The 14,958-nt window shown below is 72.2% G+C and carries 15 protein-coding genes; 8 read left to right on the top strand and 7 right to left on the bottom strand.

Annotated elements, in window-relative coordinates; all coding sequences use genetic code 11:
• Position 1 precedes the first annotated feature (1 nt).
• From ACFYR0_RS25520 to ACFYR0_RS25510, 3 genes are all read left to right on the top strand, one after another.
• On the top strand, positions 2-1,006 hold the full coding sequence (locus tag ACFYR0_RS25520) for a proline racemase family protein (protein WP_389332419.1): 1,005 nt from the start codon (positions 2-4) through the stop codon (positions 1,004-1,006).
• 108 nt (positions 1,007-1,114) lie between these two features.
• Entirely contained in the window at positions 1,115-1,858 is a 744-nt protein-coding gene (locus ACFYR0_RS25515; RefSeq protein ID WP_389332634.1) for a GntR family transcriptional regulator, read from the top strand.
• Between the two features lie 366 nt (positions 1,859-2,224).
• Positions 2,225-3,121, top strand: coding sequence for a S1 family serine peptidase (locus ACFYR0_RS25510; RefSeq protein ID WP_389332416.1), 897 nt, complete (start codon positions 2,225-2,227; stop codon positions 3,119-3,121).
• Between the two features lie 62 nt (positions 3,122-3,183).
• On the opposite strand, the gene ACFYR0_RS25505 is transcribed toward ACFYR0_RS25510, so the two are convergent.
• From ACFYR0_RS25505 to ACFYR0_RS25495, 3 genes are all read right to left on the bottom strand, one after another.
• Complete coding sequence (locus ACFYR0_RS25505) at positions 3,184-3,693, bottom strand: GNAT family N-acetyltransferase (protein WP_389332413.1); 510 nt, start codon at positions 3,691-3,693, stop codon at positions 3,184-3,186.
• Positions 3,694-3,831: 138 nt separating this feature from the next.
• A complete protein-coding gene (locus ACFYR0_RS25500) occupies positions 3,832-4,167 on the bottom strand; it encodes a GNAT family N-acetyltransferase (protein ID WP_389332410.1) in 336 nt (111 codons plus the stop codon).
• Positions 4,168-4,220: 53 nt separating this feature from the next.
• Positions 4,221-5,207 (bottom strand): pirin family protein, encoded by a 987-nt coding sequence (locus ACFYR0_RS25495; protein ID WP_389332407.1) that lies wholly within the window; start codon positions 5,205-5,207, stop codon positions 4,221-4,223.
• A gap of 102 nt (positions 5,208-5,309) precedes the next feature.
• On the opposite strand from ACFYR0_RS25495, the gene ACFYR0_RS25490 reads away from it, so the two are divergent.
• Positions 5,310-5,789, top strand: coding sequence for a carboxymuconolactone decarboxylase family protein (locus ACFYR0_RS25490; RefSeq protein ID WP_389332404.1), 480 nt, complete (start codon positions 5,310-5,312; stop codon positions 5,787-5,789).
• 7 nt (positions 5,790-5,796) lie between these two features.
• Here ACFYR0_RS25490 and ACFYR0_RS25485 read toward each other — a convergent pair whose 3' ends face one another.
• The gene (locus ACFYR0_RS25485; protein ID WP_389332401.1) at positions 5,797-6,432 is read right to left on the bottom strand and encodes a chloramphenicol phosphotransferase CPT family protein; all 636 of its coding nucleotides are present in this window, start codon (positions 6,430-6,432) and stop codon (positions 5,797-5,799) included.
• Positions 6,433-6,850: 418 nt separating this feature from the next.
• Here ACFYR0_RS25485 and ACFYR0_RS25480 point away from each other — a divergent pair, with 418 nt between their 5' ends.
• Both ACFYR0_RS25480 and katG read left to right on the top strand, forming a co-directional pair.
• A complete protein-coding gene (locus tag ACFYR0_RS25480) occupies positions 6,851-7,288 on the top strand; it encodes a Fur family transcriptional regulator (RefSeq protein ID WP_389332398.1) in 438 nt (145 codons plus the stop codon).
• A 32-nt stretch (positions 7,289-7,320) separates the two neighbouring features.
• Positions 7,321-9,534 (top strand): catalase/peroxidase HPI, encoded by a 2,214-nt coding sequence (gene katG, locus ACFYR0_RS25475; RefSeq protein WP_389332395.1) that lies wholly within the window; start codon positions 7,321-7,323, stop codon positions 9,532-9,534.
• 552 nt (positions 9,535-10,086) lie between these two features.
• On the opposite strand, the gene ACFYR0_RS25470 is transcribed toward katG, so the two are convergent.
• The 3 genes from ACFYR0_RS25470 to rpmG all read right to left on the bottom strand — a co-directional run bounded on the left by ACFYR0_RS25470 (position 10,087) and on the right by rpmG (position 12,917).
• Positions 10,087-11,739, bottom strand: coding sequence for a lysyl oxidase family protein (locus ACFYR0_RS25470; RefSeq protein WP_389332392.1), 1,653 nt, complete (start codon positions 11,737-11,739; stop codon positions 10,087-10,089).
• Positions 11,740-12,373: 634 nt separating this feature from the next.
• Positions 12,374-12,634 carry a type B 50S ribosomal protein L31 gene (locus ACFYR0_RS25465; RefSeq protein WP_389332389.1) on the bottom strand — a complete coding sequence of 87 codons (261 nt, stop codon included), beginning with the start codon at positions 12,632-12,634 and terminating at the stop codon, positions 12,374-12,376.
• Between the two features lie 118 nt (positions 12,635-12,752).
• Positions 12,753-12,917, bottom strand: coding sequence for a 50S ribosomal protein L33 (rpmG, locus tag ACFYR0_RS25460; protein WP_386387648.1), 165 nt, complete (start codon positions 12,915-12,917; stop codon positions 12,753-12,755).
• A gap of 249 nt (positions 12,918-13,166) precedes the next feature.
• Here rpmG and mgrA point away from each other — a divergent pair, with 249 nt between their 5' ends.
• Both mgrA and ACFYR0_RS25450 read left to right on the top strand, forming a co-directional pair.
• Complete coding sequence (mgrA, locus tag ACFYR0_RS25455; RefSeq protein WP_389332386.1) at positions 13,167-14,210, top strand: L-glyceraldehyde 3-phosphate reductase; 1,044 nt, start codon at positions 13,167-13,169, stop codon at positions 14,208-14,210.
• Between the two features lie 355 nt (positions 14,211-14,565).
• Positions 14,566-14,925 carry a MerR family transcriptional regulator gene (locus tag ACFYR0_RS25450; protein ID WP_389332631.1) on the top strand — a complete coding sequence of 120 codons (360 nt, stop codon included), beginning with the start codon at positions 14,566-14,568 and terminating at the stop codon, positions 14,923-14,925.
• The last annotated feature ends 33 nt before the right edge of the window (positions 14,926-14,958 follow it).

Raw genomic sequence — 14,958 nt, 5'->3', positions numbered from 1 at the left:
CGTGCGCACTCGTCATGTGTTCCACGCGGTCGACTCGCACACCGAGGGCATGCCCACCCGGGTCGTCACCGGCGGCCTCGGGGTGGTGCCCGGCGCCACCATGGCCGAGCGCCGCCGCCACTTCGCCGAGCGTCTGGACCACGTCCGCACGCTGCTGATGTACGAGCCGCGCGGCCACGCGGCGATGAGCGGGGCGATCCTCCAGCCGCCCACCCGGCCCGACGCCGACTACGGGGTGCTGTTCGTGGAGGTCTCCGGGCTGCTCCCGATGTGCGGGCACGGCACCATCGGTGTCGCGACCGTGCTCGTGGAGACCGGCATGGTGGCGGTGACCGAGCCCGTCACCACCGTCCGCCTCGACACCCCGGCGGGGCTGGTCTCCGTCGACGTGCAAGTGGAGGACGGGGCGGCGAGATCGGTCACGCTCACCAATGTGCCGTCCTTCTGCGTGGGCCTGGACCGCAAGGTGGAGGTGCCGGGGTACGGCTCGGTGACGTACGACCTCGCGTACGGCGGGAACTTCTACGCCTTCGTCGAACTGGAGGCGCTGGGGCTGCCGTTCGACCGCGCCCGCAAGGACGATCTGCTGACGGCGGGACTCGCGGTCATGGACGCGGTGAACGCCTCGGCGGGCCGGCCGGTGCATCCCGAGCAGCCGGAGATCGCCGGGCTCAAGCACGTGTATCTCGCCGCACCCGGGTCCGACGCTCGGCGTTCGCGGCACGCCATGGCCATCCACCCGGGCTGGTTCGACCGTTCGCCGTGCGGCACCGGGACCTCCGCGCGCATGGCTCAGCTGCACGCGCGCGGAGAGCTGCCGCTGCACCGGGACTTCGTCAACGAGTCCTTCATCGGTACGGAGTTCACCGGCCGGCTCGTCGAGGAGACGGAGGTCGGCGGGACGCCCGCGGTCGTGCCCCGGATCACCGGGCGGGCCTGGATCACGGGCACGGCCCAGTACTTCCTCGACCCGGACGACCCGTTCCCCGCGGGGTTCCTGCTGTGAGCGGGTTCCTGCTGCGGGTTCCGCGGTGAGCGGCAACTGCCGTACGGCCGGGGCGGAAACAACGTGACATTGTACTCTGGTGCCCTGCAGCGGCACGAAGGGAACACCATGGGCCACCTCAAGCAGCGCACCCTCGTCACCGCCCGTGAGCGGCTGCGCGACCAGGTCGCCCACGCGCTGCGGGCCGCGCTGATCTCCGGCGAACTCCAGCCTGGCGAGGTCTACTCGGCGCCCGGTCTCGCGGAGGACTTCGGCGTCTCCGCGACGCCCGTGCGCGAGGCCATGCTCGACCTGGCCCGTGAGGGGCTCGTGGAGCCGGTCCGCAACAAGGGGTTCCGGGTCACCGAGGTCGACGAGCGCGACCTCGACCAGTACAGCGAGATCCGGATGCTCATCGAGGTCCCGACGATCGGGCGGATCACACGCGACGCCTCCCGCGCGGACCTGGAGGCACTGCGCCCGGTGGCCGAGCGGATCGTGGCCGCGGCGCGGGAGCACGACCTCATCGGATATCTGGAGGCCGACCGGCAGTTCCATCTCTCGCTGCTCGCCCTCGGCGGCAACGACCGGCTCGTCGAGACGGTCGGCGACCTGCGCAAGCGGTCCCGGCTGTACGGGCTGACCGCACTCGACGAGAGCGACCGTCTCATCCCGTCGGCCGAGGAGCACCTCGAACTGCTCGACCTGATGATCGCCGGGGACGCGGAGGGCGCGCAGGAGTGCATCGCCCGCCATCTCGGCCATGTGCGTTCCCTGTGGGCGCAGGGGTCGCCGAAGGACGGCAGCGGGGACGAGGACGGCACCGGCGGGCGTCGGCGCGTGCTCGGCGGGAAGCTGGGCGCGGTCTCCTGAGGCACGGGAGCGCGGTGCCCGGGGCGGGAGGGGGTCGCGCGAGGCCCGGCGCGGGATCCTCCCTCCTACCCGGCGGCCGGCCGGGCGGAACTGCGCCTGCCCCGGGGCGTCCCCGCCACGGGGCCGCCGCGCGCCCAGGAGCTGCTGGAGGAGTCCGCGACCCGGTCCCGTACGGCGGAGGAACGGGCGGCGCCGGCACCCCGGTCGGCTTGTCCCGATCATGAGTGAACCTCCGTCACGTGGTTCCCGTCTGGCTGTACGACATGCCACCGAGCCGGGCGGTCTGCCCCGGCTCCGCGCCCGTTGGAGGTGCCGGGCCGGGCGTCCGGCGGTGGCCGGGAACACGGAGAACGGAGAAGACACTTCATGCGTCTGTCCACCCCCCACAGAGCGACCGGACGGCGGATCGCCGCCGCCACGGCCGTGTGCGGTGCCGCGCTCGCGCTGACCGCCACGTCCGTCGGGTCCGCCCAGGCGGCCGGTGACGCCGCGGACCGCGGGCGTCCGGTCGCGAACATCATCGGCGGTGTGCAGCAGCCCGACGGCAGGTACCCGTTCATGGCGGCGCTGCTGTCCAAGGGCCCGGGCAAGCCGGTCGACCGGCAGTTCTGCGGTGGCAGCCTGCTCTCGCGGGACCTGGTCATGACCGCCGCGCACTGCGTGCTGGGCACGAACCCCAAGGAGATCGAGACCACCGTCGGCCGTACGGCGCTCTCCAGGAAGAACCAGGGCCAGCTGCGCAACGTGACCGACATCGTGGTCCACCCGCGCTACGCCCGGGGCCAGGAGGCGTACGACATCGCCTTCCTGTACCTCGACAAGCCGGTCACCGGCATCGCGCCGGTCCTGCTGCCCACGGTCGGCACGGACGCCCTGATCCGTCCGGGCGCCCAGGCGACCGTCGCCGGCTGGGGCAACGTCAACACCGAGGTGCCGGCCTACCCGGACCGGCTGCGCGCGGTGAACGTGCCGATCGTGTCGCACATCGAGTGCAAGGCCTCGTACGCCGAGTACGACAAGAAGGTCAACGTCTGCGCGGGTGTCGAGGGCAGGGACTCCTGCCAGGGTGACAGCGGCGGCCCGATGTTCCGCAAGCTCAAGGGCCGTCAGGGCGTCTACCAGATAGGCGTCGTGTCGTACGGCGACGGCTGCGCCGAGCAGGGCGCCCCCGGCGTCTACGCGTACACCGGGTCGGCCGAGCTGTGGAAGACGCTGGGCGAGTCGGCCAAGGGCAAGAAGGTGAAGCGGCTGCTCGGCCGCTGACCCGTCGGCCGGTGACAGCGGGCCGGGCGGGGGCCACCTCGGCCCCGCCCGGCTCCGCCGACTCAGATGCCGAAGGGCCCGGCGTACCGCACGACGCCGCCCGGCAGCGCGTGCCCGGGATCGAGAGCGAGCGCCATCAGGGCCTCGTCGGGGACGTCGAAGGTCACCGAGATGCCGTGGGCGGAAGCACGGCCGAAGCCGAACTTCGGGTAGTACGACGGGTGTCCGAGCACCACGACGAACCGCTCGCCGAGTTCCGCGGCCGCCCGCAGCGCCGCGCGCACGGCCGCCCCGCCCGCCCCGGTGCGCTGGTGCTCCGGCAGCACCGCCACCGGCGCGAGGCACAGGGCCGGCACCTCGCCGATGTGACAGCGGGTCAGCAGCGCGTGCCCGACGGGGACGCCGTCGGGACCGGCCGCCACGACCGACAGCCCCTCGATCCATGCCTCGTCCGCCCGCAGGGCGTCCACGAGGTCGGCCTCCAGCGGGGTGTCGAAGGCCGCGAGAACGATTCTGCGGACGACGGGGACGTCGGCGGCGGTCTCGGGGCGCGTGATCCAGTCGTCGTTCATACGGGATCCGTTCCAGGGGGTCGTACCAGGACGTTGCCCGGCCGACCCTACCCTCGGCGAGACTCCGGGGGGGGCGGCCCGGCCGTCCGAGGTGACGGCGGATCACCTCCACGGCCCCGCCGGGGCGGGCGGGTCGTGTCAGGCGAGCCGCGCCTCCAGCCAGGCGAGAACGTCGGGCGTCACCGGGTCGGTGATGTCGTCGAACTCATGGTGCTTCTTCAGGAACTTGGCGACGTACGGGCACACCGGCACGATGCGCATCCCGCGCGACCGCACGTCCGTGAGCGCCTCCTCGACCAGCCTGCCCGCGAGTCCCTGTCCGGCGAAGGCGTCGTCGACCTCGGTGTGGAAGAAGACGCGCCGCCCGTCGCGGTCGCGGTAGGCGGTCAGGCCCGCGCGGACACCGTCGACGTGGATCTCGTAGCGGTGGCGGGCGTCGACGGGCTGGACGGTGACGGTGGGGGTGTCGCTCATGGGGCGGTTCCTCTCGGGTCGGTTCGGGTGGCCGGGCGGACAGGTGCGCGGTGTCAGGCGCGCGGCGGGTTGCGGCGCGGGGTGATGGTCGCGTGCGGCAGGGCGGGGGCCGGCAGGCGGTCGCCCGGGTAGTCGGCGACCGCGCCGAAGCGGTCGGAGTGGTTCTCCCAGTCCTCGCGGGCCCGGGCGATGTCGTCGTGGCCGCGCCCGATGAAGTTCCACCACATCACGATCTCCTCCTCGAAGGGCGTGCCGCCGAGCAGGACGATCCGGGCCGGGGCGGCGGACTCGTTGTGGAGGGTGAGGGCCGTGGGGCCGGGGTGGACGTAGCCCAGTTCGGCCCGCGCGAGGACGGTTCCGGCGACGCGGACGGTGCCCCGGTCGACCAGAACGCCGTGTTCGAAGCCGGGGTCCACGGCGAGGGTGAGGGCGGCGTGCGGGGCGAGGACGATCTCGGCGCCGAGCAGCGGGCTGAAGGTGGCCACCGGAGAGTCCGATCCGGCGAGGGAACCGAGGAAGACCCGGATCTCGGCGCCCTCGGCGCGCACGGGTTCGGGGGCGTAGTGCTGGAAGTCCCGCTCGGTGTCGCGGTGTTCGTGCGGCAGGGCGACCCAGAGCTGTACGCCGTGCAGGACGGAGGTGCGGTCGGTGGAGACCTCGGAGTGGGCGATGCCGTGGCCGCCGGTCATCAGGTTCAGCTCGCCGGGGCGGACGTAGGCGTGGCTGCCCAGGCTGTCGCGGTGCTCGATCTCCCCGGTGAACAGCCAGCTGACGGTCTGGAGTCCGGTGTGCGGATGGGGCGGGACGACCATGCCGCCGGTGGCGGCGACGTCGTCCGGGCCGTAGTGGTCGGCGAAGCACCAGGCGCCGATCAGGGTGCGCGCCCGTTGCGGCAGGGTGCGGCGTACGGTCATCGCGCGCGGGCCGCCGAGGGGCACATCGCGAGGGGTGAGGACGTCGACGCGCGGTTCCGCCACCGGGGCTTCGGCCGTGTCGGTTCCGCAGCGCATCTCGACCGGCCCTGTTTCGATGTTGCTCATCGGAACACCTCCACGCATGTTAGTTTACTTTTAAACAATACCCGCCCGCGCAGCTTAACGCAGCTCAGCGGCAGCGGCCGCGGCACCCGAAGGAGCACCGGCTTGAACACCAGCCCCGAACCCGAGGCCGAGCGGATCTACGTCGACAAGCGGACCCCGAAGGCCTACCACGCGCTGTCGCAGACGGCGGAGGCCGTACGGGCGGCCGCGGCCGGGGCCGGGCTCGACCGCAGGCTCGTGGAACTGCTCAACCTCCGCGTGTCGCAGATCAACGGGTGCGCCTACTGCCTGCATGTGCACACCCGTGCGGCCCTGCGCGCCGGCGAGACGAACCAGCGGCTGGGCGTGCTCGCGGCCTGGCGCGAGACCGAGGTCTACACCCCCGAGGAGCGCGCCGCGCTGGACCTCGCGGAGGCGACGACCGCGGCCTCCGGCACCGCGGCGCAGGACACCGCCTACGCCGCCGCGCGCGAGGTGCTCACCGAGGACCAGATCTCCGCGGTGATCTGGGTGGCGATCACCATCAACGCCTTCAACCGGGTGTCGATCATGAGCGGGCATCCCGTGCGGGCCACACACTGATCCGCGCTCAACGGCCGTACGCGCGGCGCAGCGCCTCGAACGCCGTCGGACGCCGACGGTCGGCCAGGAAGTCGCGGACACGCCGGGCGCACTCGGCGGGGCTCTCCCTGCCGGTGTCCACGTCGAGGTCGTGCGGGCCGTGGGAGTGGACGTGCGGGTACTGGAGGGCGGCGAGGCCCCGCTGCCGGTCGCCGCGTTCCGCCTCGCGGCGCTCCAGCTCGGACAGCGGGCAACGGACCGCGACCAGCACGGTGTTCCCGGGGTCGAGCACGTCGAGCAGGTCCAGCAGCCGCCAGCGGCGGCTCAGCGGGTGGTCGACGACGAGGTTGTTGCCGCCCGCCGCCATCCCGGCGACCGCGCGGTGGAAGCCCTTGCAGGTCCGGTCGATCTCCGCCTGGAGGCCGCCCTCGGGGACGACGCCGCCGCGCAGGGCGTGGAAGGCGTCCACCGGCAGATGGAACCAGGTGCCGTCCAGCACGGTGAGCAGTTCCCGGGCGATGCTCGACTTCCCCGAGCTGGACGCGCCGTTGAGCAGGATCACCGTGCCGCCGGCGGGGGTGCCGGGGACCCTGGCGTTCTCGGGGTCGTCCGGGTCCGGCGCGCCCTGGGGTCCGTAGGGATCACGGACGGGCTGCGCGGTCATAGGTCGTCCTCTCGCCGGAGCCGCGAACGGGGCCGGACCCGGGCGGGACCGCCGGAGCGGGGCGCCCGGAGCAGGACGTCCGGGGTGGGGCCGGAGCGTTCCGCCGGGCCGTGATGATCATCGTATCCACGCCCCGCCCGCGGCTCGGGACACGGTGACCAAGCCACCGCACCACGTCCGCGCGGGGCGCCGGAGGGGAGCGGGGACCGTCCGCACGCGGCGCCGGAGGGGAGCGGGGACCGTTCGGTGCGTCATCCGGCCGGGCCTCGGCACTCGCACTCACAGTCCGGGCGGAATACCATATTCCGGGCAGCTGGTCAAGGAATGCGCGTGCAAACATCAGCCGACCTCGACACGACCAGACTTGTCTCGCTCGTTTCCTTGAATCATTCGTGTTTATGAGGGTAGGTTCGACCTCATGACCGCATCGGGGACACCGACCACCGCCGAGGAGCTGCGCGGAGCCGGCCTGCGCGTGACAGCCGCACGCGTGGCGCTGCTGGAGACCGTGCGCAGCGGTGATCACCTGGGCGTCGACGCGATCGCGACGGGAGTCCGCGACCGGGTCGGCCACATATCCCTCCAAGCCGTCTACGAAGCCCTGCACGCCCTCACCTCGGCGGGCCTCGTCCGCCGGATCGAACCGGCCGGCAGCCCGGCCCGCTTCGAGGGACGCGTCGGGGACAATCACCACCACGTCGTGTGCCGATCGTGCGGCGCCGTCGGCGACGTCGACTGCGCGGTCGCCGAGACACCCTGCCTGACCGCCTCCGAGGACCACGGTTTCCTCATCGACGAGGCCGAGGTCATCTACTGGGGCCTGTGCCCCGGCTGTGCCTCCACCCCCAGTTCCTGAGCACGTGATCCGCCCAGAACAGAAGGATTGCCATGTCTGAGAACCACGAAGCAATCGTCACAGACGCGAAGACGGAGGCCGGGGGCGGCTGCCCGGTCGCGCACGGGCGCGCGGCGCACCCGACGCAGGGCGGCGGAAACCGCCAGTGGTGGCCGGACAAACTCAACCTCAAGATCCTTGCCACGAACCCCGCGGTCGCGAACCCGCTGGGCGAGGAGTTCGACTACGCCGAGGCGTTCCGGAACCTCGACCTCGCGGCCGTGAAGCGGGACATCGCCGAGGTGCTCACCACCTCGCAGGACTGGTGGCCCGCCGACTTCGGCAACTACGGCCCGCTGATGATCCGTATGGCCTGGCACAGCGCGGGCACCTACCGCATCAGCGACGGCCGCGGCGGCGCCGGCGCCGGCCAGCAGCGCTTCGCCCCGCTCAACAGCTGGCCCGACAACGGCAACCTCGACAAGGCCCGCCGTCTGCTGTGGCCGGTGAAGAAGAAGTACGGCCAGTCGATCTCCTGGGCCGACCTCATGGTCCTCACCGGCAATGTCGCGCTGGAGACCATGGGCTTCGAGACCTTCGGCTTCGGCGGCGGCCGCGCGGACGTCTGGGAGGCCGAGGAGGACGTCTACTGGGGTCCCGAGACCACCTGGCTCGACGACCAGCGCTACACCGGTGACCGCGAGCTGGAGAATCCGCTCGGCGCGGTCCAGATGGGTCTGATCTACGTCAACCCGGAGGGCCCCAACGGCAACCCGGACCCGATCGCCGCGGCCCGCGACATCCGTGAGACGTTCCGCCGCATGGCGATGAACGACGAGGAGACCGTCGCCCTGATCGCCGGCGGCCACACCTTCGGCAAGACCCACGGCGCGGGCCCCGCGGACAGCGTCGGCCCGGACCCCGAGGCCTCCCCGATGGAGCAGCAGGGCCTCGGCTGGAGGAACAGCTACGGCACGGGCGTGGGCAAGGACGCCATCACGTCCGGCCTGGAGGTCACCTGGACCACCACCCCGACCCAGTGGAGCAACGGGTTCTTCAAGAACCTCTTCGAGTACGACTACGAGCTCAGCCAGAGCCCGGCCGGCGCCCACCAGTGGGTCGCGAAGGACGCCGAGGCGATCGTCCCGGACGCCTTCGACCCGGCGAAGAAGCACCTGCCGACGATGCTCACCACGGACCTGTCCCTGAAGCTCGACCCGATCTACGAGCCGATCTCCCGCCGGTTCTACGAGAACCCGGCGGAGTTCGCGGACGCGTTCGCGCGCGCCTGGTACAAGCTGACCCACCGCGACATGGGCCCGAAGTCCCTCTACCTCGGTCCCGAGGTCCCGGAGGAGACGCTGCTGTGGCAGGACCCGCTGCCGCAGGCCGAGGGCCCGGCCCTCGACGCCGCGGACGTCGCGGCGCTCAAGGCCAGGCTCCTCGACTCGGGCCTGACGGTCTCGCAGCTGGTCTCCACCGCGTGGGCGTCGGCCTCGACGTTCCGCGGCAGCGACAAGCGCGGCGGTGCCAACGGCGCCCGCATCCGGCTGGAGCCGCAGCGCGGCTGGGAGGCCAACGACCCCGACCAGCTCGCCCAGGTGCTGCGCGTCCTCGAGGGCGTCCAGCAGGAGTTCAACTCCGGCGCCAAGAAGGTCTCGCTGGCCGACCTGATCGTCCTCGGCGGTACGGCCGCGGTGGAGAAGGCCGCCAAGGACGGCGGCGTCGACGTCGAGGTGCCCTTCACCCCGGGCCGGGTCGACGCGGGCGAGGAGCACACGGACGCCGAGTCCTTCGCGGCCCTGGAGCCGACCGCGGACGGCTTCCGCAACTACCACGGCAAGGGCAACCGCCTGCCGGCCGAGTACCTGCTGCTGGACCGCGCCAACCTGCTGACCCTCAGCGCCCCCGAGACGACCGTCCTGGTCGGCGGTCTGCGGGTGCTGGGCGCCAACAGCCAGGGCACCTCGCTGGGCGTCCTCACCGACACCCCCGGCGTGCTGACCAACGACTTCTTCGTCAACCTGCTCGACCTGGGCATCACGTGGAAGTCGACCTCCGAGGACCAGAGCGTGTTCGAGGGCCGTGACGCGACGGGTGCCGTGAAGTGGACGGGCTCCCGCGCCGACCTCGTCTTCGGCTCGAACTCGGAGCTGCGCGCCCTCGCCGAGGTCTACGCGAGCGACGACGCGAAGAAGAAGTTCGTGACCGACTTCGTCGCCGCCTGGGTCAAGGTCATGGACCTCGACCGCTTCGACCTCGTCTGATCCTTCCGGCCCGACGAGCTCCCCGTCCGGTCCGGCCCTCGTGGGCCGGCCCGGACGTTCTCGTGTCCACGCGTGCACGAGGTCCGCAGACGACTCGGACGGCAACGGCCGTACCCGTTGCCGCGGCTGACGCCGGGTCGGGCCGCCGTGCCGGTGGCCGGCTGCCGTCTCACGCTCCGACGCGGAGATACGCCGCCCAACGGGTCGGTGAGGCGAGGCCGCCGCCGCGCAGGATGCTCCGGGAGCCGTCGTTGTCGCCGTGCCGGGCGAAGTGGACCGAAGCGTGCTCCCTCAGGGCGGCCTCGACCGCGGCCGGCCCGGACGCCTCGTCGTGCGGCGTCTCACCGGGGAGGTGCCCCGTGCGGGCCGTCGCGTGTGTGGCGGGCCGGTCCGGCGGTGCCCCACGCGCGTGGGGAGGTTCCGTCGTTCGTCTCGGTCGGGTCGCTCATGACGTCGTGCCCCACGCGCGCGTGGAGGTTCCGTCGAAGAAGGGAAGCGGCCCCGGGGACGGCCGCTGGCGCGCGGCGTCCCCGGGGCCTGTGACGCCGTGGGTCAGTTGGCGTCGATCAGCTGGTGCGGCGGGACCTGCACGGTGCGGGCGCCCGGCACACCGCCGAGGACCACCTTGCGCAGGGCGGTGTTGTTGTTGAGGTTGGCCTCCTTCAGGCGCTTGGCCGGGTTGGCGATCACCTGGATGTAGTAGGTGCCGTTCGGCAGGTCGGTGATGTCGAAGGACTGGCCGGGGCGGTACTGGGTGTAGGTGTCGCCGGAGCCGACGTCCAGGACCTCGCGCACGGACAGGGAGTTCTGCTGGCCGCAGGCGGTCGACAGATCGGTGTTGTACGGGTGCCAGTTGGCGTTCTTCACCGTGTAGTCGACGGCGTCGGTGTTGGCCAGGCAGAAGGCCTCCTTGCCGCTGCGCACCTCCTCGGTGCGGTCCGCGCTGAGCAGGCGGTAGCTGGCGAAGTCGGTGAAGTGCCAGTGCTCGTGCCCGACGCGCGCGTCCCACTCCATGGTGCCGGTGGGCGTGTAGCCGATCTGCTTGCCGCGGGCGTCGTAGAAGTACTGGTAGGCGTCCATCAGGTCCGCGCCGGGCTTGCGGAAGCCGTCCACGACGAGCGGGGCCGGGCCCGCGTTCCAGACGTTGGCGCTGAAGGCGAGGTAGTCCTTGCCGGCTACGTCGCCGTCCTCGCCGTCGGTGATGGCGATGCCCCAGGCGGGCAGCGAACGCAGGTCGGGCTTGGGCGCGTTCGCCGGAACGGCCGCGCGGCCGGTGGGCCGCTTGCTGTTCGGCTTCAGGGCGGGAGCGATGCGCGAGCCGTCGGTGTGGCCGGGACCGTCGCCCAGGTGGTGGGCGAGGCCGCGCTCCTCCATGGCGTGCGACAGGGCGGGCCGGGTCGGCTCGTCGGCGCCGCGCGGGCCGTAGTGGTGGCCGCCGTGCCCGGCGCCGTGGTGGGCACCGGACCGCTGGGCGCCGAGGCCCTGGCCGCCGCCTTCGTTGCTCGCGGCGCGTACCGTCACCTTGACGGTGGGACGGTCGTCGGGGATGCCGAACATGTCCCGGTACTTCTTCGCCACACGCACACTGGCCGTGTACTCGCCCGCCGGGAGGTCGAGCGGCTTGTCGTAGTCGAAGGTGCTGGAGTTGGACGCCCAGCCCTTCTCCACACCCCACACGGAGCCGAGGGTGAACGGGTTGGTGGGGCAGCTCTCCGGGTAGTGCGAGTTGGCCGGGGCGTCCGGGCGGATACGGCCGGAGGCGTTGTTCGGGCAGTAGGTGCCCTTCGTGGTGGCCGCGACCTCACCGGCCGCGTTCTTGATGGTGACCTCCAGGAAGCCGGGCAGACCCGAGAAGTCCTTCACGGTGCCCGCGGGCAGCGTCTTCACGCGCGTGCTCGAGCCGTCGCGGAAGACCTGCTGGGCGACGACGGGGTCCTTGTAGGACTTCCGCGTCACCTTGAACTCCAGCGGAGCCTTGTCGACGGTGATGTACGTACCGAGGTCGAGGTAGACCCCGGGTTCCCCCTCCCACCGGTCGATCGTGACGGACTTCGACGCGGCCACCAGCTTGAGCTTCGGCTGGCCGGCCGGGCTCGCCGGTCCGGCACCCGGTGCGGCGCCGGCCCCCACGACGACGACGGTGAGCGCGGCGGCCGCGGCGAGCGACGCGCGCTGGACACGCTTACGGTGTTGCTGACTGGTCATCGGTTCCTCGTCTGCGAGTGCCATGGTCAGTGGCATCGGACTCGACAGCTCACGGGCCGGCCGGTGTATGCCGGGCGCACCCCACGCGCCCCCGCCCGGCCTGCGAACAACCTGTGAGAGCGGAAATGTGTTGCCCGGGTTGCCTGTTGGCGCGGAATTCGGCGCATCGGGTGAGCGCGGGCGCGGGCGTGCGGGAACCGAGTCGCCCCGGGCCGCCGCTCGAGCGGTCAGGTGGCCCGGACCCGGCGTGCGTGGGGCGGTCGATTCCGGTTGATGCCGGTGCGGAGCGACGAGATGAGCGTGACCCGATGGCGGAAGGCGATCCGCTTGATGCCGGCGCGGGACCGGGTGGGGAGTGAGGCGCGAGACGCGGCCGCGGACAGTCGGCCGGGAGGTGCGGCTGCTCGGGCACGAGGCGGACCGTCCGGAGCGCGCGGTGCCGGGCCGTCTTCCGTGCGGAGGCGGCGCTGGTGCGCACCCTCCTCGGCGATCCGACAGCCTGGGCACCGGCCGACGACGAGGACAGGGCCTTGCTGGAGGAGCTCGTGGGCGGTGCCCCGGCGGGGCGGGGCTGAGCGGGCGTACATGTCGGCCCGGCCACGCCGGGTGGGCGCGGCCGGGCCGTGGAACCGGGTCAGCGGCGCGCGGCCCCCGCGCGTCCGTACCGGCGCTCGAACCTCTCCACGCGGCCGGCGCTGTCCATGATCCGCCGGGTGCCGGTGTAGAACGGGTGGCTGGCCGACGACGTCTCCACGTCGATCACCGGGTAGGTGGTGCCGTCCTCCCATTCGACCGTGTTCGCGGACGTCGCGGTCGAGCGGGTCAGGAACGCGACGCCCGCCACACGGTCCCGGAAGACGACCGGGCGGGTCTCGGGGTGGATTCCGTGCTTCACGGGATGTGCCTCCTCAAGGCTGCTCAAGGGTTCTCATGGCTGCCCATCGCGGGGCATGCCTGTTCACGGCCTGGTCGGGCCTCACGGCCCGGTCGGGCCGTCGGTGACCACCGGGGGGTCAGCGCACCTCGCGGAACGCGACGTGCCGGCCCGCCACGGGGTCGTACTTGCGCAGGGTCAGCCGGTCGGGGTCGTTGAGACGGTTCTTGCGCGTCACATAGGTGACGCCGGTCCCGGCCGTCGACCGCAGGGTCACGACGGGACGCGTGGTGGCGCGTGCCATGAGGTCCTCCTTCCGCCCACACCGCAAGTGCTTGGCTTGCGCATGTCAGCTACGTGGGGTCCAACACCACCTCCCGCCGAAGCATTCCCGCCACGCCCGCGACCCCGGTCGAACAGCTGAACCATTGAGAAGCGGCACAGCTGAATGGCATGAGCCCCATCGGTTGGACTTCACGATCACGCGGGGGCAGGGTGGGGCACGTCCCCGAACTCGACGGGACCCCTCATCGCACCACCCGGAGAGCACCCGATGACCCACATCGCGGACCCCGAACGCTACAACGGCACCATGCGCTACCGCCGCACCGGACGCTCAGGGCTCGACCTCCCCCTGCTGTCGCTCGGCTACTGGCACAACTTCGGCGACGACATGCCCTTCGCGACCCAGCGCGAGATCGCGCTGCGCGCCTTCGACCTCGGCATCACGCACCACGACCTGGCGAACAACTACGGTCCGCCCTACGGCGCCGCCGAGATCAACTTCGGGCGTCTGATGCGGGAGGACCTCAAGCCGTACCGGGACGAGCTGGTGATCTCCACCAAGGCCGGCTGGGACATGTGGCCGGGCCCGTACGGACAGGGCGGCGGCTCCCGGAAGTACCTGCTGGCCTCGCTCGACCAGTCGCTCGCCCGGATGGGCCTGGACTACGTCGACATCTTCTACTCGCACCGGCTGGACCCCGGCACGCCCCTCGAGGAGACGATGGGCGCGCTCGACACCGCGGTCCGCCAGGGCAAGGCCCTGTACGTGGGCATCTCCTCCTACGACGCCGAGCGCACCCGGGAGGCGGCGCGCATCCTGCGCGAGCTGGGCACCCCGATGCTCATCCACCAGCCGTCGTACAGCATGCTCAACCGCTGGATCGAGACGGACGGGCTGCTCGACGCCGCACAGGAGGACGGCTTCGGCGTCATCGGCTTCACGGCGCTGGCCCAGGGCATGCTGACCGGCCGCTACCTCGACGGCGTGCCCGAGGACTCGCGGGCCGCGCAGGGCAAGTCCTTCGACTCCGGCTGGCTCACCGACGACATGGTCCGGCGGCTGCGCGCGCTCAACGACATCGCGGCCCGGCGCGGCCAGACCCTCGCCCAGATGGCGCTCGCCTGGGCGCTGCGCGACGAGCGGGTCACCTCCCTCGTGGTCGGCGCCTCGCGCGTGGCGCAGCTCGAGCAGAACGTGGCCGCGCTGGAGAACCTCGACTTCAGCGCCGAGGAGCTCGCCGAGATCGACAAGTACGCCACCGACGGCGGCGTCGACCTGTGGCAGGACGCCCGCCTGGGCAACCTCGGCTGACACCCCGCACGCCCGCCTGGGCGACCTGGGCAGACGCTCCGCCCGCCCGCCTGGGCTGACACCCAGCACGCTCTCCCCCACCGCCGGACGGCCCGCCCCACGCCGTCCGGCGGTGCGCTGCCCCCGCCCGGCCGCCGGGGCGCCGGGGCGCCGGGGCGCCGGCCGCACGCCACCCCGGACCGTGCCGGACCCCGCGGTGACGACAGGGCCGTACCCGGCGCTGATACGAACGAGACGCACCTGTCCCGACCGGGCCGGGATCGTGGTGTGACTCAGGAGGTGCCGGGCACGACGCACCTCGCGCCCAGCGCCGGAGCACGGTCCGAGATCAAGTCCACATTGGGGTGAATTGAGCGTGCGCATCGGTGAGTTGGCCGAACGAACCGGCCTGAGCAAGGACGCCATCCGGTACTACGAGCGGCTCGGTCTGGTGACCGGGGAGCGACTGCGCAACGGCTACCGGGACTTCCCGGAGGAGGCGGTCACCTGGCTGTACTACGTCCGCACGGCCCAGATGCTGGGATTCTCCCTGGCCGAGATCGGCCGGCACGGCGAGGAACTGCGCGAAGCACCCGACACCGCCGGGGCGCTGTCCGCCCTGTTCGAGGACAAGATACGTGTCATCGACAGCAGGATGGCCGAACTGGCGGCGTTACGGGCCGACTTGAGCGAGAGAGTCGGCACCGGCTCCCCTCTGCGGGTGGGGGCGCTCTGACGCCATCCGGCCCGGCCGCCCTGATCGGCGGCC

Source organism: Streptomyces sp. NPDC005017, from assembly GCF_042873115.1.
Lineage (GTDB): Bacteria > Actinomycetota > Actinomycetes > Streptomycetales > Streptomycetaceae > Streptomyces.
This window is presented reverse-complemented; position numbering and strand designations above follow the sequence as displayed.

Excerpts from the sequence above, each read along its gene's own strand:
- ACFYR0_RS25515 (WP_389332634.1), top strand. The coding sequence starts at position 1,115 with ATGGGCCACCTCAAGCAGCGCACCCTCGTCACCGCCCGTGAGCGGCTG.
- ACFYR0_RS25510 (WP_389332416.1), top strand. The coding sequence starts at position 2,225 with ATGCGTCTGTCCACCCCCCACAGAGCGACCGGACGGCGGATCGCCGCC.
- ACFYR0_RS25505 (WP_389332413.1), bottom strand. The coding sequence starts at position 3,693 with ATGAACGACGACTGGATCACGCGCCCCGAGACCGCCGCCGACGTCCCC.
- ACFYR0_RS25500 (WP_389332410.1), bottom strand. The coding sequence starts at position 4,167 with ATGAGCGACACCCCCACCGTCACCGTCCAGCCCGTCGACGCCCGCCAC.
- ACFYR0_RS25495 (WP_389332407.1), bottom strand. The coding sequence starts at position 5,207 with ATGAGCAACATCGAAACAGGGCCGGTCGAGATGCGCTGCGGAACCGAC.
- ACFYR0_RS25485 (WP_389332401.1), bottom strand. The coding sequence starts at position 6,432 with ATGACCGCGCAGCCCGTCCGTGATCCCTACGGACCCCAGGGCGCGCCG.
- ACFYR0_RS25480 (WP_389332398.1), top strand. The coding sequence starts at position 6,851 with ATGACCGCATCGGGGACACCGACCACCGCCGAGGAGCTGCGCGGAGCC.
- katG (WP_389332395.1), top strand. The coding sequence starts at position 7,321 with ATGTCTGAGAACCACGAAGCAATCGTCACAGACGCGAAGACGGAGGCC.
- ACFYR0_RS25470 (WP_389332392.1), bottom strand. The coding sequence starts at position 11,739 with ATGACCAGTCAGCAACACCGTAAGCGTGTCCAGCGCGCGTCGCTCGCC.
- rpmG (WP_386387648.1), bottom strand. The coding sequence starts at position 12,917 with ATGGCACGCGCCACCACGCGTCCCGTCGTGACCCTGCGGTCGACGGCC.
- mgrA (WP_389332386.1), top strand. The coding sequence starts at position 13,167 with ATGACCCACATCGCGGACCCCGAACGCTACAACGGCACCATGCGCTAC.